The following is a 16,506-nucleotide window of genomic DNA, read 5'->3' on the forward strand; positions in this document are numbered from 1 at the left end:
GCCCGGGTGACGCCGTCCTGGAGGATCAGGCCCGCGACGTGCGACGGTATCCGCCCGCGTGCTCCTCGACGGCCCCCGCCCGTACGAACTCCTCGATCCACCCGCGCATGGGCCACTCGCCCCAGCGCTCGGCGAACAGCGCCCCGTTGCGGAGGATGTCGTCGAGGTGCCGCCACGGCGGGGTGCCCGCCGGGTGCCACTGGTGGTAGGCATCGGCCCCGCCGACCCAGTGCAGCGCGATGCCGCCCTCGCGGGCGCGCCGACCGAGGTCGGTGTCCTCGGCGCCGTAGCCCTCGTACCGTTCGTCGAAGCCGCCCAGCCGACGCCAGGTCGCCGGCGTCACCGCGAACGACAGCGACCAGAACAGGTCGTATTCCGCGGGGTGGGCGGTGGCGATCTCCCCTGGCGGCGGGGCGGGACGGCCGGGGTGCGGACGCGTGTGCGCGGCCAGCTCGTCGGGCTCGCGCGGGCGCTCGACGCTGCGCAGGTAGGTGACGGGGCCGCACAGGATGCCGTCCGGAAGGGAAGCGGCGGCCTCGGCGTACCGGTGCAGCAGGCCCGGCGAGGGCAGGCAGTCGACGTCGAGGAAGACCAGCAGCTCGGCCCCGCGGGCGAGGGCCTCCTCCGCCGCGGCGTTGCGCGCGGCGCCGACGCGCAGGCCGTGACGCCCCGGGGGCACGTGCACCTGCACGGCGCCGTCGTACCGTCCCGGCGCCTCGGGATCCAACCCGACCTCGATGGGCAGCAACTCGATGCCGGGCGCGACCGCGTCGCGCAGGAACCGTCGCAGTCGGTGCAGATGGGCGAGGCGGTTGACGGATGCCGGGGTGATCACGGCCACGAGGATGCTCACGCGCGTGCCTCCTCGATCACGGCGGCTGCCCGTGCCGCCGCTCCGTCCACCTGCCAGGCGCCCCAGTCCGGCGTCGATGCGAGCGCGCGGCGGACGAGCTCGACGAGGTGCTCCGGCGCGGCATCGTGGCCGGCGACCTGGGCGAGCCCCCGGGAGCGCAGGGTGCGGCCGGTGTGCTCCTGCTCCGCGAACGGACGCTCCTGCACGACGACCACGGCGCGCGCAACCGCCGCCGCGAGGTCGGCGACCCCGTTCTGTCCGGCGGCGCTCACGACGACGGACGCGCGCGAGAGCGGCGGCCAGACGTCGTCGACCCGGTCGTCCTCGCGCGCTCCGGCGGTTTCGACCCGCCATCCGTCCGCGACGAGGAGATCGATCACCGTGCGCAGGCGCTCGTCGTCGAGCGTGCGGCTGAGGAACAGCACGCGTCGCTCCCCGCTCGGCGCCGTACCCGTGGGCCGCGAGCGACCCTCATGACGGGAGATGCCGCCCACCCGGCGCACCCGTTCCTCATGAGGGACGAGCCCCGGCGCCGGGATCGTGCCCGCGGCCCACGGCGCCACGATGCGATCGGCGAGGTCGTAGGCGAGTCGGTGCGGAGCATCCGTCCGATCGCCCGGCTGGGCGAAGACCACGGTCGGCACACCGAGCAGCCGCACGAGGGCGGTCACCTCGGCGCTGACGTCGACCACGAATGCGGCCACGTCGGTGCGCGCGATCCAGTCGGCGATGATCGCGAGGCGCTGCCGATGCCCCGGATGCCCCACCGGGGCCCAGTGCAGCGCTCCGCCCGCGGTGACGTCGCCGAGTTCGTGCGCCGGACGCTCGACACCATCGGCGTCGACGACCGGATCGGCGTCGAAGGGGAGCTGCACCCAGTTGGTGCGATCGTCGAGCGACGCGGGCCGCGGCATGCTCGAGAACACGGTGACCGGATCGGCGAGGTGCGGACGCACGGCGAGGAGACGGGCCACGTGCCCCCAGCCGTGGTGATGCACGTACCAACCGATCATGCGCCCACCGCCTCGACGGCAGCGCCGACGGTGCCGAGCCCGAGCGCCGCCGGCGCACTCGGCAGGACTGCGGGGACGGGACTGCTGTGCGCGGCGACCGAGATCGCCCGCTCCACCTCGCGATGCCGCCGCGCGAGGGAGTGGCGGTCGGTCGCCGCCTCGCGCACACGACGGCGCACGGTGTCCCGGCGCGAGCTCCGTGCGAGAGCCGAGGCCGCGTCGGACAGGGCGTCGACGTCACCGGCCGGCACGACCGCCGTGCCGGGCAGGCCGGCGAGCACCTCGCTCGCCCCGCCCGAGTCGAAAGCCGCCACGGGGGTACCGGTCACGAGGGCCTCGGCCATGACGAGGCCGAACGGTTCCGACCACATCGGGGTGACCAGGGCGACCGCCGCCGAACCGACCAGATCGCACAGCTCCTGCTGCCGCAGCGCACCCACGAAGAGCGCATCCGCGCCGAGCAGCGGCTCGACCTCGCGGGCGAAGTAGCCCTCGTCGCCGATGCGGCCGGCCAGTCGGATGCGCGCACCCGCCCGGCGGGCGGCGAGGATCGCGAGGTGCGGCGCCTTCTCGGGAACGATCCGACCGAACCACACCCAGTCCTCGCCACCCGGTCCGAGTCGCCACTGGGTCGTGTCGACCCCGTTGGGGAACACGAAGGCGTCGACGCCCTCGCTCGACCAGGAGCGCGCGGTGTACTGACTCACGGCCAGGAAGCGGTGCGGAGCGGATGCCGGCAGCGCATTCGCCGCGATCACCATCTCGGGCAGCGGGGGAGTGTGCAGCGTGGTCACCACCGGTACGCCCGGGGCGTGGCTCCACAGGATCGGAGCGCCGTGCAGGCTGTGGTTGTCGACGACGTCGACCCGCGTCATCGCGTGCTCGAGTCGCACGCGGATCCTGTCGAACGCCTCGGCCATCCGCCGCCGGTGGCCTTCGGGGTAGTCGGTGTCGGAGACGTCGGACTCGCGTCGCCAGCGCGGGGTCGGCAGCTGTAGCTCCGGGACGCCGTCGAGGAAGTCCGACCCCGCAGCCGCGCAGAGTTCGACCCGGTGTCCGCGGCGCCGCAGCCAGCGCACGCGATTCCAGACCGCCGCCTCGAGACCGCCGGGATGGGGTTGGCGCAGCGCGTGGCGCTCGGGCGCGACGACCAGGATGCGCAGGGGGCTCACCGGCGTCATGCCGAGACCTCCGCGATGGCGGACGCGTAGAGCGCGGCGTGCGCCGCGCGCACGGCGTCGCGCTCTGCCAGGCGCTCGCGGCGGCGTGTACGCAGGAGAGCCTCCCGTTCGTGACCGCGTGTGAGCGGGGTGTTCCGCACGGCATCCGCCAGCGTGAGCGGGTCGTCGAGATCGATGACCGAGAAACCGGCCGGATGCTGTGCTCCGACGTGTCCGACATCGGTGCCGGCGACGCGCACGCCCAGGTCGTGGCAGAGTTCCACCCACCCCGAGTGCGTGCCGTGCCGATAGGGCAGCACGAACACGTCGAGGCCGCGCAGCCACTGCTCGATCCCGGCATCCGGCAGCCGCGGCGTGCGCCGCAGGTCGACGCGGGGAGCGTCGATCGCGGCGGCGATCCGCAAGGCGGTCGCCTCGTTGCGGACCCTCTCGTTGAGCAACACGTCGACGTGCACGGCGCGGTGGTCACCGAGCAGGCGCACCGCGCGCACCGCGGCGTGGACGGCCCTCTCGGCGTCGATGTTGGGACGCAGATCGCGCAGGTGCATGCCGACGCGGACGGCATCGGCGAGCGAGTCGGAGGCTGCGGCGCTCGCCGCGGGGATGCCGGTGAGCAGGGTCGGGTGGGGGAGTACCGTGCTGGCGCGGCCCCACCGGTGCTCGATCTCGGACGCAGCCGGCACCGTGAGCGTGAGGAGGCGGTCGGCTGCCGGGACGATCACGTCGAGCAGTGCTCGGTGATGCCCCTGCGCCTCGAGCTGCGGGTTGTCGAGGTCGTGCACGGTGTACACCACCGCGCGCCCGGCCCGGCGGGCGGCGTCGAGCGCCGCGCTCAGTTCGGCGGGAGAGAAGGACTCGAGGCCGAAGTGCACGTGCAGCACATCGAAGGCATCGGCGTTGTCGTCGATCCAGTCGGGTGTCATCGCGACCGGCGGCCACCACTGACCGGAGGGGACTCCGGGCACCGGAGGGTCCGGGAGGACCTGAACGCGGAGCGGGTCGCTGATGGCGTGCACGTAGGGGTGGGCGGCGGGGATCGATGCGACGCGGATGCGCTCGGTCGTGGTGGCGATGGAGGTCTTCCTCGGGGGGTGCGGATGCTCCGGACCGAGGTGTCTCACACGCACGGAGACCGTGAGAGCCGCGGGGAGGAAGCAGGGGGGCGAAGGTATACGTTCGTATGATGATCGACTTCGCCGAGAAGGGCACGCCCGTTGCGCCCGCCGGGTCCGCGGTGCTAGCGCGTCGCCGGCACTACGCGGAGTTCTTCGGCCTCGAGCCGCTGCCCGAGGCGTTCGGGGTCGTCGTGGGCAACTGCCAGGCAGAGTCCCTGCGCTGGGTGATGGACGCGCCGGGTCGTCGATTCGTGCGCGTCCCACCCGTGCACGACCTGAGCGGCGACGAGCCCGAGCGCCTGCACACGCTGGTGGCCGCCGCGCACACGGTGGTCACTCAGCCGATCCGCGACGACTATCGCGGCCTGCCCCTCGGGACGCGTCAGATCGCCGCGGCCACCACTGCTCGCGTGGTCACCCTGCCGCCCGTGCGGTTCGCCGGTCTGCATCCGTTCCAGGCCGCGATCCGGGTGCCCGGGATCGAAGAGGATCCGCCGCTCGTGCCGTATCACGACATCCGCACCCTGGCGGGAGCCGCGGGCATCCCGGTCGCTGCCGCGCTGCCGCCGACGAAGGTGCGCGCCGTCGGAGAGACCTCGATCGACGTCCTGCGCACCCGCGAGACGAGCTGCGATGTCCCGGTCTCCGATCTGTTCGACGATGTCACCGCCGATCACATGCGCACCGTCAACCATCCCGGGAACGCCGTCTGGCTCCCGCTCGGCGAACGCGTGCTGCGCGTCCTGGGCGTCGCCGGCGGACCGACCGACCCGGGGCGTCCGCTGCTCGCGGCCGTGCGCGCCCCCCTCGAGCCCGAGGTCGTCGAGGCGTGGTCGCTCCCCGAGGAGCCGCGCGCGAACTGGATCGTCGACGGGGCGGACCTCGACGCCGACGAGGTGGAGGCCGCGCACCGCGAGTGGTACGCCGCCCGCCCGGAGTTCGTGCGGGCGGCCGTCGAACGGCTCGCTCCGCTTCTCGCCGTCTGGCGCGCCGCGTGAGCGCGGTACCGCTCCTGCTCGCGCATCCGGGAACCCACGGCGTCGCCGTGTACTCGCGGGACCTCGCCGTCGCGGTCACCGCCGCGCACCCCGAGGTCGAGGTCGTCGAACCCGCCGACCTCCTCCGACTCGATCCGGGCACGACGGTGCACGCCCAGTTCACCGATCGCCTGTGGGCGGACTCGCCGGAGGAGGCCTCCCGGCTCTTCACCGAACTCGCCGCGCGGTTGCGGATCAGCGTGACGCTGCACGACGTGCCGCAGGAGTCGGATGGTCCGCGCAACCGCGTCCGGCGCCGCGACGCCTACGCGCTCGTCGCGCGCTCGGCCCGGGGAGTCGTCGTCAACAGCGCGCACGAGAGCGCGCTGCTGCGGGAGGAGCACGTCTGGGCGGGGCCGGTCGCGCGGGTGCCGCTGCCCGTCGAGGTGCTCGCCGCGCCGACCGAGGAACGCGCCGAGCTCGACGGCACGGTGGGCGTGCTCGGGTACTTCTACCCCGGTAAGGGGCACGACGAGGCGGCGAGCGCGGCCGCCGCGGCGGGGCTGCAGCGGATGACGGTGCTCGGCCGCGCCTCGGAGGGGCACGCCGAGGATCTCGCCGCGTTCGTCCGCCGTGCCCGTTCGCAGGGCGTCGCCGTCGACGTGACCGGGTGGCTCGACGACGCCGAGATCGCACGGCGCGGGCGGGCGGTCTCGGTGCCGCTGATCGCACATCGGCACGTCTCGGCCTCCGGCTCTCTGGCCTCGTGGATCGGGTGGGGGCGTCGCCCCGTGGCGATGCGCAACCGGTACATCGACGAGATGGCGGCGCTGCGCCCGGGAACCCTCACGGTCGCCGACGAGAGCGATCTCGCCACTGCGGTGCGCCGAGCGGCTGCGGACCCGGCGTCGACCCGGCACGGTCGCGATCGGGTGCCGGGGTCGTGGGACGACGCGGTCGACGCGTACACGCGCTGGTGGGCGGAGCGGGGCGCATGAGGGCGCCGTACGTGGTCGGCAACCGGTGGCACGAGCGCGACGGCGTGCATCCCGATCCGCTTCCCCGCGTCTCGGTGATCGTCGCGCACTACGACCAGCCGGACGAACTCGCCCGCACCCTGCACGCGCTGGGCGCGCAGGACTACCCGCCGGAGCTGCTCGAGATCGTCGTCGCCGACGACGGGTCTCCACGCCCCGTCGATGTGCCGGAGGGCGTGACCGTGGTCCGCCAGGACGACCGGGGCTTCCGCCTCTCAGCCGTGCGCAATCTCGGTGCGCGGGCGAGCAGCGGCGACATCCTCTGCTTCCTCGATGCCGACACGTCGCCGGAACCGGGGTACGTTCGGGCGCTCACCCGTCTCCCGGCGCTGCTGCCCGAGGCGGTCACGGTGGGGCGGCGGCGCCACGCCGACTTCTCCGGCATCCCGGCCACGGTCGCCGTCGCCGAGGCCGCCGTCGGTCGTGAGCTGTCGGAGCCGTCCTGGCTCGCTGAGGAGTACGCCCGCACCGCCGATCTTCGTGACGCCGACGACCGGTCGTACCGCTTCGTGATCGGGGCGGTGATCGCCTGCTCGCGGATGCTGTACGACGAGGTGGGCGGGTTCGACGAGTCGTTCACCGCCTACGGCGGGGAGGACTGGGAATGGGCGCATCGGATGTGGCGGGCCGGTGCTCTCCTCGCGCATGTTCCCGAGGCCGTGGCGTGGCACGACGGGCCGGAATGGGCCGAGCGCGATGGAGCCGGCCTCGAACGAGCGAACGCTCAGACGCTGCGTCTGGTTTCGGCCATTCCCGTGCCGGGCTCCGCGCCACGGGCGCTGTGGGCGGCGGCGGCCGATGTCGTGCTGCGGCTGCGCGGATCGCATGCGCCGGCCGCGCTCTTCATCGCGGTGGATTCGCTGCTCGCGGCGTTGCCGCGCAGCCGGGTGGTGCTCGATCCCGGTGCCGCCGGCGCGATCGACGATCCGCGCGTGGGTGTCGATGGAGCGGATGCCGACGCCCGGGTGACCTGGGAGGTCGATGCGCCGCTGGTGGTCCTCGACCCGCGGGGGATCACGGATCTCCTCGCTCGTTGCGGGGTCGGCGACGTGGGGACGGTGGAGCTCGTGGACGTCGGCGGCGAACCGCTCGGCGTTCTGCGCTCCCGACGCGCGGAGCGTCGCGCGCAGCGCTGGGGCACGGAGGTCGCCTTCGCCACCGAGCGCAGGGTGGTCGACGGCGTGCACCGGATGCGCTCGGATCCGCGCGTCGAGGCATGGGTCGGCGGCTGGGGTGGACCGTCTGCCTTCGTCTGACCCGTCGCCCTGGCCTATCGGAGGGGTCGAGCGCAAGCCCTCCTCACGAGAGAGCCGGTTCGCCTAACGTGGCGGCATGCCTGAATCGGATGAGCACTCCCCGACGAACCCCGTGACCCGCTACGCCCGCGTCGAGCCGCCGTTGCAGCACCAGCCCGAGCCCGGCATCCAGGCGCGCATGACCCCCGTCCCCGATCTCGGCGAGGAGTCGTATCGCGGCACCGCCCGGTTGACCGGCCGGCGGGCGCTCATCACCGGCGGGGATTCGGGCATCGGAGCGGCGACGGCCATCGCCTTCGCCCGCGAGGGTGCCGACGTCGTGATCGCGCACCTGCCCGGTGAGGAGGAGGACGCCGAGCACGTGCTCGCGCTCATCGCCGACGCCGGGCGCCGCGGACGCGCCGTGGTCGCCGACATCTCGGAGGCCGCGGAGTGCCGCCGGCTGGTCGCGGAGGCGGTGGACTTCCTCGGGGGCCTCGACGTCGTCGTCAACAACGCCGGTCGACAGATCGCGGTCGAGCGGGTCGAGGACCTCAGTGACGAGCAGTTCGAGGCCACCTTCCGCACGAACGTGTTCGCCAACTTCTGGATCACGAAGGCGGCTCTCGCGCACCTCGGACCCGGCGCCAGCATCATCAGCACGGCATCCCTCGAGGCGTACAAGCCCTCGCCCGACCGGCTCGACTACGCCGCGACGAAGGCCGCCGTCAACAACCTCGCGAAGGGGCTCGCGCTGCAGCTCGCCGAGCGCGGCATCCGCGTGAACGTCGTGGCGCCCGGCCCCGTCTGGACGGCTCTGCAGGTGTCGGACGGCGTCTCCGACGATCAGATGCTGCACTTCGACGACGAGAACACGTATCAGCGCGCGGGGCAGCCCGCGGAGCTCGCGCCCGCCTACGTCTTCCTCGCTTCGGAGGAGTCGGGCTACGTGTCGGGCGCGACGCTGAACGTCAACGGCGGCATGGTCACCCCGTGACCGCCGAGAGGTGCACGGTGTTCGTGCTGCCCGGCCTGGGGCTCGACGCCCGTTCCGCCCTGCCGCTGCAGGCCGAGTTGGACGAGCGTTTCCGCGTGGTCGCGGTGGAGCTCCCGGGTCAGGGATCCGCTCCGGATGCGTCCGAGGGATCGGTCGCCGCCCAGGTCGACGCCGCCCTCGCCATGATCCGGGAAGCCGCCGACGGGGGGCCCTGGATGCTGTGCGGGCACAGCATGGGAGGCAAGGTCGCCGCGGCCGTCGCCGCCCGGATCCGCGACGGCGAGCCCGGGATCTTCGGCCTGCTCGGCACGGTCCTGCTGGCGCCGTCCCCGCCGTCCCCCGAGCCGATGCCCGCCGAGAAGAGGCGGCAGATGCTCTCCTGGGTCGCCGAGGACGGCATCTCCGAGAGCGACGCGCAGACGTTCGTCGACGACAACGTCGGCGCTGTGCTTCCGCCCGAGCGGCAGCGCGAGACCGTCGACGCGGTGGCCCGGATGTCGCCCCTCGCCTGGCGGCGGTGGCTCGAGGAGGGGAGCGTCGAGGACATCACGGCCTCCGTCGGGACGCTCGACCTCCCCTGCCGCGTGCTCGCCGGCGTCGAAGACGAGGCACTCGGCGCTGACGCGCAGCCGGACCTGCTCGCCGACGTGTATCCGCGCGCCCGGTTCATCGCCCTGCCCGGAGCGGGGCACCTGCTCCTGCAGGAGCGCCCCGGCGAGGTGGCGGCGGCGATCACCGAGCTGTGGGAGGAGATCGCGGAGCACAGCGTGCGAGTGCCCGCGGAATGGGGGACTCTGCTCGCCTCGCCGCGGGTCTCGGCGCGCGTGCGGAGCACGCTCGCGCGCCGAGCACTGCCCGACGATCCCGCGTACCGCCCGCGGGTGCTCTCCTCGGGACAGCTGGAACTCCTGCGCGCCGTCGCCGCCCGCGTGGTGCCTCAGCCGCCCGGCGGGAGCATCGATCTGGCGGCGCGCGTCGACGCCGATCTCGCCGCCGGCGGCGGAGACGGCTGGCGTCCGGCCGGAGCGTTGCCGGACGACGAGGCGTATCGCGCCGGCCTCGACCAGCTCGCCCGGGTGTGGCCCGAGGGGGCCGAGGCGCGGGACGGGGTGCTCCGAGAGGTGATCGCCGGCACCGCGATTCCGGGCATCACCGCGGACGCCGACGACCTGCGCCGCTGGTTCGAAGACGTGCGCGTCGACCTCGTGCGCGAGTGGCTGTGTCATCCCGCCTCCCTCGCCCGGGTCGGCTACGACGGGTTCGCCACGGGTGCGGAGGAAGTCTCCTTCGCCGGGTATCTCGCCCTGGGAGCCGGCCTGCGCGACGGGTGGGAGCCCTCCGACCTCGGTGCGGTCGTGGACGAAACGGAAGGGGCGGCATGAACCTCGACGGCATGCGCACGTACGACCGCGACGAGATCGTGGACGTCGTGGTGGTCGGCACCGGCGCGGGGGGCGCGCCGCTGCTGGCGAGACTGGCGGAGCGGGGGCTGCGCGTGGTCGCGCTCGAAGCCGGGCCGAATCACGATCCCGCCGACTACACCCCCGACGAGGTCGAGGCGACCGCGATCAACTGGATGTCGAGCCGATTCAGCGGCGGAGACGCTCCGACCGCGTTCGGCCCGAACAACAGCGGGTTCGGTGTCGGCGGAGGAACCGTGCACTGGGGAGCGTTCACTCCCCGTCCGGATGCCCGCGATCTGCGGCTGCGGACCGAGACCGGTGAGGGCGCGGACTGGCCGATCGACCACGACGAACTCATCCGCTACGTCGCGCAGGTCGAGGCCGACATCGGGGTATCGGGTCCCACGCCGTACCCGTGGGACCCGTCGCGCACCTACCTGTACCCTCCGCCCCGACGCAACGCCCCGGCAGACCTCATGCTCGCGGGTGCGGCGGTTCTCGGCATCCGCGCGGCCGACGCCCCGGCGGCGATCCTCACGCGGGACCGTCTGCAGCCCCACCACGGTCTGCGGCACGCCACCACCGACGTCGGATCGATCCACCAGGGTGAACGCCACGGCGCCAAAGCGACCACCGCGATCACCTACCTTCCGGCCGCGGTCGCCGCAGGCGCCGAGATCCGCCCGGATGCGGTCGTGCACACGATCGAGCGCGATGCGCGCGGGCGGGTGACCGGTGTCGTGTACCGCGAGGACGGCGAGGATCAGCGGCAGCGGTGCGCCGCGCTCGTGCTCGCGGGCGGCGGCGTGGAGACTCCCCGGCTGCTGCTGCACAACGGGATCGCGAACTCGAGCGGACAGGTCGGGCGCAATTTCCTCGCCCACGGCGCCGTGCAGGTCTGGGGGCGTTTCGACGAGCAGATCCGCGGATACCGCGGCTACCCCTCGGCGGTCATCACCGAGGACTTCGTGCGCCCCGCCGGCGCGGACTTCGCCGGCGGCTACCTGCTGCAGAGTCTCGGGGTCATGCCCTTCACGTACGCCACCTCGCTCGTGCGCGGGGGAGGGGCCTGGGGCACCGATCTCGTCGATGAGCTGGAGGCCGCGAGGTACAGCGCCGGCATCGGGATGAACGCGGAGTGCCTGCCATCCGACGAGAACCGCATCGAGCTCTCGTCGGAGACGGACGAGTGGGGGCTGCCGCGGGCGACGATCACGTTCTCGCCGGGAGCCAACGAGAAGGCCATCGACGATCACGCGATCGCGACCATGACCGATCTGCTGACGGCGGCGGGCGCGTGCAGCACCCGCGTGCTCGCGCGGTCGGCGCACACCCTCGGCACCTGCCGGATGAGCGACGATCCCGCGGAGGGCGTGGTCGACGGTTCGGGTCGTTCGCACGACATCGACAACCTCTGGGTGTGCGACAACTCGACCTACCCGAGCGCGCTGACGGCGAATCCGGGGTTGACGCAGATGGCCCTGTCGCTGCGCACGGCCGACCGGATGCTGGCGGGCCTGTGATCGATCGGCGGCGGAGGAGACGAGAATGGATCGATGCCCGCTAGCGACGCCCGGCACGACGCCGACGACCCGATCGACCTCTCGGTCGATCACGTCTCCTGCGACGGCGTCGTCACCCGGGTGACGCGCGTCGAGGCCGCCGATCCCGCGTCGTCGCGCGCATTCGTGCTCGTCGCCGGCCTCGGGGTGGCGGCCAGCTACTTCGAGTTCCTCGCGCCGACCCTCGCGGAGAGGGGCGACGTCTACGCCCTCGATCTCCCCGGCTTCGCCGGGATGTCGGCCGCGCCCGGGCGCACCCCCGACGTCGCGTTCTTCGCGGATCAGGTCGAGGCGGTGCTCGACCACTACCGGCTCGACGACCCCGTGCTGATCGGGCACTCGATGGGCGCCCAGATCGTCACCGAGGTGCTGGGACGCAGGTCGGGGCTCTCGCACGCGGTGCTCGTGAGCCCGGTCGTCAACGAGGCCGAGGCGACCGTCTTCCGGCAGGCCGTGCGATTCGCGCAGTCGGCGACGCGGGAGTCGGTGCACCTCGCGATGATCGCGGTGTCGGCGTATCTTCTGTGCGGACCGGTCTATTTCGTGCGTGTGCTCCCGCACGTGCTGCGCTACCGGATCACCGAGCGGATCGCGGATGCCGACGCTGCCCTGCTGCTGATCCGCGGCGAGTTCGACACGACCTCGCCGCGCCGGTTCCACTCCCGTCTCGTCGCAGCGGCGGCGTCGGCGCGACGCTGGGAGATCGAGGGCGCCTCGCACTCCATCATCAACGGCCACGCGGTGGGGGTCGCCCAGCTCACGCTCGCGCACGTCGACGACCGGCTGCGGCGGAGGGGGCGTCTCGACGACGAGGATGCGGTGACCCCGCCGCCCCTGCACGTCGATGCGCGGCTGGTCTGGGGAGCGTTCACGGCGCGCGTGTCGGAATGGGTGAGCGCGCTGCGCCGCGACGAGGCGGGCGTCGAACGCGCCAAGGAACGCCACGCGCGGATCCTGCGTCGGGCATACGGTCGCCTGCGCCGCCGCCGCCGCTCGGACGGCTGAGGGGTCGCGTTCCTTCAGCGGCGTGCGCGCAGCGCCAGCCAGGCCGCGGCACGGTCGTCGGCGCTCGACATCGACAGCCCGGTGACGTGCTCGATCCGTCGCACCCGTGCCGCCAGGGTCTGGCGATGGACGCCCAGGCGTGCGGCCGCGGCTCCCCAGGCGCCGTTCTCGGCGAGGAACGTGTGCAGGGTGTCGACGAGGTCGTCGTCGAGCGGATCGACCAGTGCGGCCAGCGTGCGTGCGTCACCGGGTGCGAGGCGGTCGAGCACGAGGTCGACGGTCGGCATCGCGCGGTAGTGCACGACGGAGCGCCCCTCGGTCGCCGCGACGCGGTGTGCGCGACGCGCCTCCTCGACGGACCGCGCGAGGGCGTCGAGTGCCGACGGGGAGCCGAGCCCCAGATGCAGGGGGACGGAGAACGTCGTCGCTCGATCCGCGATCTCGTCGATGTGCTCCGCGCGCACGAAGCCCGTCACCACCCCCTGCGCGGCGGTCAGCAGATGCGGCGCGCCGAGGTCTTCGAGCCAGTGGATCACGGCGCGCTCGGCGTCGACGCTCGATGAGCGGGCCGAGAGGGTGAACGCGGCCAGGGCGCGGTCGCGCACGCCCCACTCCTTCGCCAGCGCGACGGCGTTCGGTCCGCCGTCCTCCAGCACGCGCATCATCGTGGCGCGTCCGAGGCGTTCGGTCCGGCTGCCGTCGTGCGTGCGCAGGAGCAGATCGAGCAGCGCCGCCGCCTGGGAGCTCAGGTCGCGGGCGCGGCTGGTCGAGCCGCTGCGGGCGGTCACCACGAGGAACGCGGACATGTCCTCGTCGGTGCCGACGGGATGCACCTGCAGCGCCCGACTGCGCACGCGGACCGGGCGATTGAAGGCCACGGCGACCGCATCCCCGATGTGCAGCGCGCCGGCACCCGCCGAGGCGATCGGCTGCGCGTCGCGGTCGAGCAGCACGGCCCACCCGTCGAGACGTCGGGCCAGCTCGGCGACCACCCCCGCCACTCCGCTGCGGCGGGCGGCGAGCGCGAGCACCTTCGTCGCGGCGAGAACGGCGCGGTCCTCGGCCGCGGCATCCGTCGCGAGCACCGCCTGCAGCGTGGGCAGAACGACGGACGGGTCGAGCGTGGGCGCGATCAGCGCGGTGACACCGTCCGGCACGGCGGCGAGAGGGCCGGTCGCCACGACCACGGCGAGCCGCAGCAGATCGCCGCGCTCCGGATCGTCGAGTCCGTGCGCGATCTCGTCGGGGCTGCCGACCACGAGCGTCGCGAACTGCGGATGCGGCACGACGGCGAAGTCGCCCACCGGCACGGCGCTCGCCACGGTGGCCTTCGGGCCGAGCGCACCGCCGGCGACGAGCGTCGCGCCGAGGAGCCGAGCGATCGATGCCAGGTCTCGTGCCATATCCGAAGTATAAGGAATGTCGATTCGGACGCTTGCTCCTCATCATTTTTGTGAATGACACCGCTGCGCCGCTGTTCCTACGATGAGGCGCGACCCACACGAACGAAAGGGGCCCCATGCAGGCCATCGTCTTCCGCGACAGCGACAGCCCGATCGAGCACACCGAGGTGCAGCTCGCTCCTCCGTCTGCCGGAGAGGTGCGGGTGAAGATCGCCGCCGCCGGGGTCTGCCACTCCGACCTGCACGTCAAGCGGGGCGAGTGGGCCGCCCCGGCGCCGATGGTGATGGGCCACGAAGGCTCCGGCATCGTCACCGAGCTCGGCGAGGGCGTCACCTCGCTCGCCGTCGGCGACCACGTGGTGCTCAGCTGGGTGCCGCCGTGCGGCGAGTGCCGGTACTGCCGCTCGGGCCACGAGGCGCGGTGCCAGAAGGTCGCCACGGTCGTCGCTCCGCTCGGCGTGCTGTTCGACGGCACCTCCCGTCTCAGCAAGGACGGCGAGACGGTGCACCACTACCTGGGCGTCTCGTCGTTCGCCGAGGAGGTTGTGGTTCCGGCATCCGGCGCGATCAAGGTGCGCGATGACGCACCGCTCGACGTCATCGCCGTCGTCGGATGCGCGGTCGCGACCGGCGTCGGCGCGGTGATGAACACCGCGGGCGTCGAACCCGGAGCACTCGTCGCCGTGATCGGATGCGGCGGCGTGGGCCTCAACGTCATCCAGGGTGCGCGGCTCGCCGGGGCCGAGCGCATCGTCGCGATCGACGTGCGCGAGGACAAGACCCGCCTCGCGGCGCAGTTCGGCGCCACCGACCAGATCGTCGCCCCCGCCGGCGACGCCGTCGCCCAGCTGCGCGCGCTGCTTCCCGACGGCGTCGACTACGCCTTCGACGCGATCGGTCGCACCGTCACCACCGAGCAGTCCATCGAGATGCTCGGCCTCGGCGGAGCCGCGGTGATCGTGGGGCTTCCCCCGACCGGTGCGCGCGCCTCGTTCGAGCCGCTGGTACTGGCCGAGGCCGACCAGCGCATCCTGGGCTCGAACTACGGCTCGGTGCGCCCGGCCATCGACATCCCCGCGCTCGTCGACCGGTACATGGACGGTCAGCTGATCCTCGATCCGCTCATCTCCTCGCGCCGACCGCTCGCCGAAGCCGCCGAGGCGTTCGAAGAGCTCGAGTCCGGCCAGGCCCTGCGCACGCTCCTCATCCCCTGACCTCTTCCCTTCCCTCCCCGCACTACTCCGCCGACCCCGATACGAAGGAGACCCCGTGACCACGACCACCCCCCAGAGCCCGCCCGGCCCCGCCGCCAGCGTCCCGATCGATGCCGGGCTGCGCCGCGGCGTGATGAGCGGACCGGAGCTCGCCGCCCAGGCGATCGCCAACATCGCTCCCAGCGCGGTCATCGCGTTCACCGCCGCCGCGATCTTCCTCGGCGCCGGCAACGGCACCATCTACGCCTTCGCGCTCGCCACGATCGTGATCCTCTGCGTCGGCTACTGCGTCGTGGTGTTCGCGCGCAAGCACGCCTCGGCCGGATCGCTCTACACCTACGTGTCGAAGGGCCTCGGTCCGGCCGGCGCGTACCTCGCCGGCGCAACCCTGCTGATCGGATGCTTCGGCATCGCCGCCGCCTCCCTCATGGGTTCGGTGTCGTACATGAGTCAGTTCCTCACCCTCCTCGGCATCCCCGCCTCGGGCCTGGGCTGGAGCATCGGGCTCGCCGTCGTGCTCGGCGGGCTCGCGACGCTGTTCACGATCCGCGGCATCCGACTGTCGGCACGCGTCTCGCTGGTGCTGGAGCTGCTGTCGGTCGCGATCATCCTCGTACTGCTGATCTCGGCGCTCGTGTGGGCCGGGCCCGCGGCCTGGGATCCGGCCCAGCTGATTGCGGAGGGCTCGTCGTTCCAGGGCATCGCGGCCGGCATGGTGCTCGGCATCCTCGGGTTCGTCGGGTTCTCGTCCGCCGATGCGCTCGGTCGTGAGGCGAAGAACCCCTACAAGGCGATTCCCCGCGCGATCATGTGGAGCGCGCTGACCGTCGGCATCCTCTACGTCTTCGCGGCGTACACGCAGATCGCCGTCCTCGGCGACGACCTGGCCACCGCGGCGAGCCCGCTCGAGAGCATGTCGGAGCTCATCGGCATGCCGCTGTGGTTCGCGCCGGTGCTGACCTTCGGCGTCGCGGCGTCGTTCTTCGCCGTCGTCGTCGCGCCGCTGAACGTGATCGGGCGCATCGTCTACGTGATGGGCAAGGAGGGCGTGGTGCACGAGCGGTTCGGTCGCACGCACGACCGCCACCTGACGCCGCACCGGGTGCTGCTGGCCGCGGGGGCGCTCGCCGTCGTCGTGGACATCGTGTTCCTCGTCGCGGGAGCCGACCCCATGGAGATCCTCGTGTGGGTCAACACCTGGGGCACCTACGGCTACATGGTCGCGTACGCGCTCGTCGCGATCGCCTGCGTCGTCTACACGCAGCGCGCCGGCATGCGCAACGGCCTCGTCTGGGTCTGCGCCACGATCGCCGTGGTCACGATGGCCTACGTGTTCTTCGCGAACGTGTTCCCCGTGCCCGCTTTCCCGTTCAACGTCATCCCGTACGTGTTCGTTGTCTGCGTGCTCGCCGCCCTCAGCCGCTACTGGTTCCTCCAGGCGCGTCGCCCCGAGGTGATCGCCCGCATCGGCAACACCGAGACGTCGGCGATGGACGGCGTTGGCTGATAGA

The 16,506-nt window shown here is 72.9% G+C and carries 14 protein-coding genes; 9 read left to right on the forward strand and 5 right to left on the reverse strand.

Annotated features, from left to right (window positions below):
• Positions 1-25: 25 nt before the first annotated feature.
• The 4 genes from KZC52_RS13525 to KZC52_RS13540 are packed head-to-tail and all read right to left on the reverse strand — an operon-like array spanning position 26 to position 4,174.
• Complete coding sequence (locus KZC52_RS13525) at positions 26-853, reverse strand: galactosyltransferase-related protein (RefSeq protein WP_247624565.1); 828 nt, start codon at positions 851-853, stop codon at positions 26-28.
• On the reverse strand, positions 850-1,866 hold the full coding sequence (locus KZC52_RS13530) for a hypothetical protein (protein ID WP_247624566.1): 1,017 nt from the start codon (positions 1,864-1,866) through the stop codon (positions 850-852). The genes KZC52_RS13525 and KZC52_RS13530 overlap by 4 nt, the downstream gene beginning before the upstream one ends.
• Positions 1,863-3,047, reverse strand: a complete 1,185-nt coding sequence (locus KZC52_RS13535) for a glycosyltransferase (protein WP_247624567.1) — start codon at positions 3,045-3,047, stop codon at positions 1,863-1,865. Before KZC52_RS13535 ends, KZC52_RS13530 begins: the two co-directional genes overlap by 4 nt.
• Positions 3,044-4,174 carry a glycosyltransferase family protein gene (locus tag KZC52_RS13540; RefSeq protein WP_247624568.1) on the reverse strand — a complete coding sequence of 377 codons (1,131 nt, stop codon included), beginning with the start codon at positions 4,172-4,174 and terminating at the stop codon, positions 3,044-3,046. The genes KZC52_RS13535 and KZC52_RS13540 overlap by 4 nt, the downstream gene beginning before the upstream one ends.
• A gap of 56 nt (positions 4,175-4,230) precedes the next feature.
• On the opposite strand from KZC52_RS13540, the gene KZC52_RS13545 reads away from it, so the two are divergent.
• The 7 genes from KZC52_RS13545 (at position 4,231) to KZC52_RS13575 (ending at position 12,378) form a co-directional block, all read left to right on the forward strand.
• The gene (locus KZC52_RS13545) at positions 4,231-5,160 is read left to right on the forward strand and encodes a WcbI family polysaccharide biosynthesis putative acetyltransferase (protein WP_247624569.1); all 930 of its coding nucleotides are present in this window, start codon (positions 4,231-4,233) and stop codon (positions 5,158-5,160) included.
• Positions 5,157-6,137, forward strand: coding sequence for a hypothetical protein (locus KZC52_RS13550; protein WP_247624570.1), 981 nt, complete (start codon positions 5,157-5,159; stop codon positions 6,135-6,137). Before KZC52_RS13545 ends, KZC52_RS13550 begins: the two co-directional genes overlap by 4 nt.
• Positions 6,134-7,432 (forward strand): glycosyltransferase family 2 protein, encoded by a 1,299-nt coding sequence (locus KZC52_RS13555; RefSeq protein WP_247624571.1) that lies wholly within the window; start codon positions 6,134-6,136, stop codon positions 7,430-7,432. The genes KZC52_RS13550 and KZC52_RS13555 overlap by 4 nt, the downstream gene beginning before the upstream one ends.
• Before the next feature lie 76 nt (positions 7,433-7,508).
• Entirely contained in the window at positions 7,509-8,408 is a 900-nt protein-coding gene (locus KZC52_RS13560; protein WP_247624572.1) for an SDR family oxidoreductase, read from the forward strand.
• Positions 8,405-9,790 carry an alpha/beta fold hydrolase gene (locus KZC52_RS13565; RefSeq protein ID WP_247624573.1) on the forward strand — a complete coding sequence of 462 codons (1,386 nt, stop codon included), beginning with the start codon at positions 8,405-8,407 and terminating at the stop codon, positions 9,788-9,790. The genes KZC52_RS13560 and KZC52_RS13565 overlap by 4 nt, the downstream gene beginning before the upstream one ends.
• Positions 9,787-11,334, forward strand: a complete 1,548-nt coding sequence (locus tag KZC52_RS13570) for a GMC family oxidoreductase (protein ID WP_247624574.1) — start codon at positions 9,787-9,789, stop codon at positions 11,332-11,334. The genes KZC52_RS13565 and KZC52_RS13570 overlap by 4 nt, the downstream gene beginning before the upstream one ends.
• Positions 11,335-11,367: 33 nt before the next feature.
• Positions 11,368-12,378 carry an alpha/beta fold hydrolase gene (locus tag KZC52_RS13575; RefSeq protein ID WP_247624575.1) on the forward strand — a complete coding sequence of 337 codons (1,011 nt, stop codon included), beginning with the start codon at positions 11,368-11,370 and terminating at the stop codon, positions 12,376-12,378.
• Between the two features lie 14 nt (positions 12,379-12,392).
• On the opposite strand, the gene KZC52_RS13580 is transcribed toward KZC52_RS13575, so the two are convergent.
• Positions 12,393-13,781, reverse strand: coding sequence for a helix-turn-helix domain-containing protein (locus KZC52_RS13580; RefSeq protein ID WP_247624576.1), 1,389 nt, complete (start codon positions 13,779-13,781; stop codon positions 12,393-12,395).
• 116 nt (positions 13,782-13,897) lie between these two features.
• On the opposite strand from KZC52_RS13580, the gene KZC52_RS13585 reads away from it, so the two are divergent.
• A complete protein-coding gene (locus KZC52_RS13585) occupies positions 13,898-14,995 on the forward strand; it encodes an alcohol dehydrogenase catalytic domain-containing protein (RefSeq protein ID WP_247624577.1) in 1,098 nt (365 codons plus the stop codon).
• A 133-nt stretch (positions 14,996-15,128) separates the two neighbouring features.
• Entirely contained in the window at positions 15,129-16,502 is a 1,374-nt protein-coding gene (locus tag KZC52_RS13590) for an APC family permease (protein ID WP_281731597.1), read from the forward strand.
• Positions 16,503-16,506: the final 4 nt, after the last annotated feature.

Origin of the sequence: Microbacterium galbinum, assembly GCF_023091225.1 — a bacterium.
GTDB lineage: Bacteria > Actinomycetota > Actinomycetes > Actinomycetales > Microbacteriaceae > Microbacterium > Microbacterium galbinum.

What these genes read in the sequence shown, in the direction of transcription:
- KZC52_RS13555 (WP_247624571.1), top strand. Translation starts at nt 6,134, where the DNA reads ATGAGGGCGCCGTACGTGGTCGGCAACCGGTGGCACGAGCGCGACGGC.
- KZC52_RS13545 (WP_247624569.1), top strand. Translation starts at nt 4,231, where the DNA reads ATGATCGACTTCGCCGAGAAGGGCACGCCCGTTGCGCCCGCCGGGTCC.
- KZC52_RS13535 (WP_247624567.1), bottom strand. Translation starts at nt 3,047, where the DNA reads ATGACGCCGGTGAGCCCCCTGCGCATCCTGGTCGTCGCGCCCGAGCGC.
- KZC52_RS13560 (WP_247624572.1), top strand. Translation starts at nt 7,509, where the DNA reads ATGCCTGAATCGGATGAGCACTCCCCGACGAACCCCGTGACCCGCTAC.
- KZC52_RS13575 (WP_247624575.1), top strand. Translation starts at nt 11,368, where the DNA reads ATGCCCGCTAGCGACGCCCGGCACGACGCCGACGACCCGATCGACCTC.
- KZC52_RS13585 (WP_247624577.1), top strand. Translation starts at nt 13,898, where the DNA reads ATGCAGGCCATCGTCTTCCGCGACAGCGACAGCCCGATCGAGCACACC.
- KZC52_RS13580 (WP_247624576.1), bottom strand. Translation starts at nt 13,781, where the DNA reads ATGGCACGAGACCTGGCATCGATCGCTCGGCTCCTCGGCGCGACGCTC.
- KZC52_RS13530 (WP_247624566.1), bottom strand. Translation starts at nt 1,866, where the DNA reads ATGATCGGTTGGTACGTGCATCACCACGGCTGGGGGCACGTGGCCCGT.
- KZC52_RS13570 (WP_247624574.1), top strand. Translation starts at nt 9,787, where the DNA reads ATGAACCTCGACGGCATGCGCACGTACGACCGCGACGAGATCGTGGAC.
- KZC52_RS13590 (WP_281731597.1), top strand. Translation starts at nt 15,129, where the DNA reads ATGAGCGGACCGGAGCTCGCCGCCCAGGCGATCGCCAACATCGCTCCC.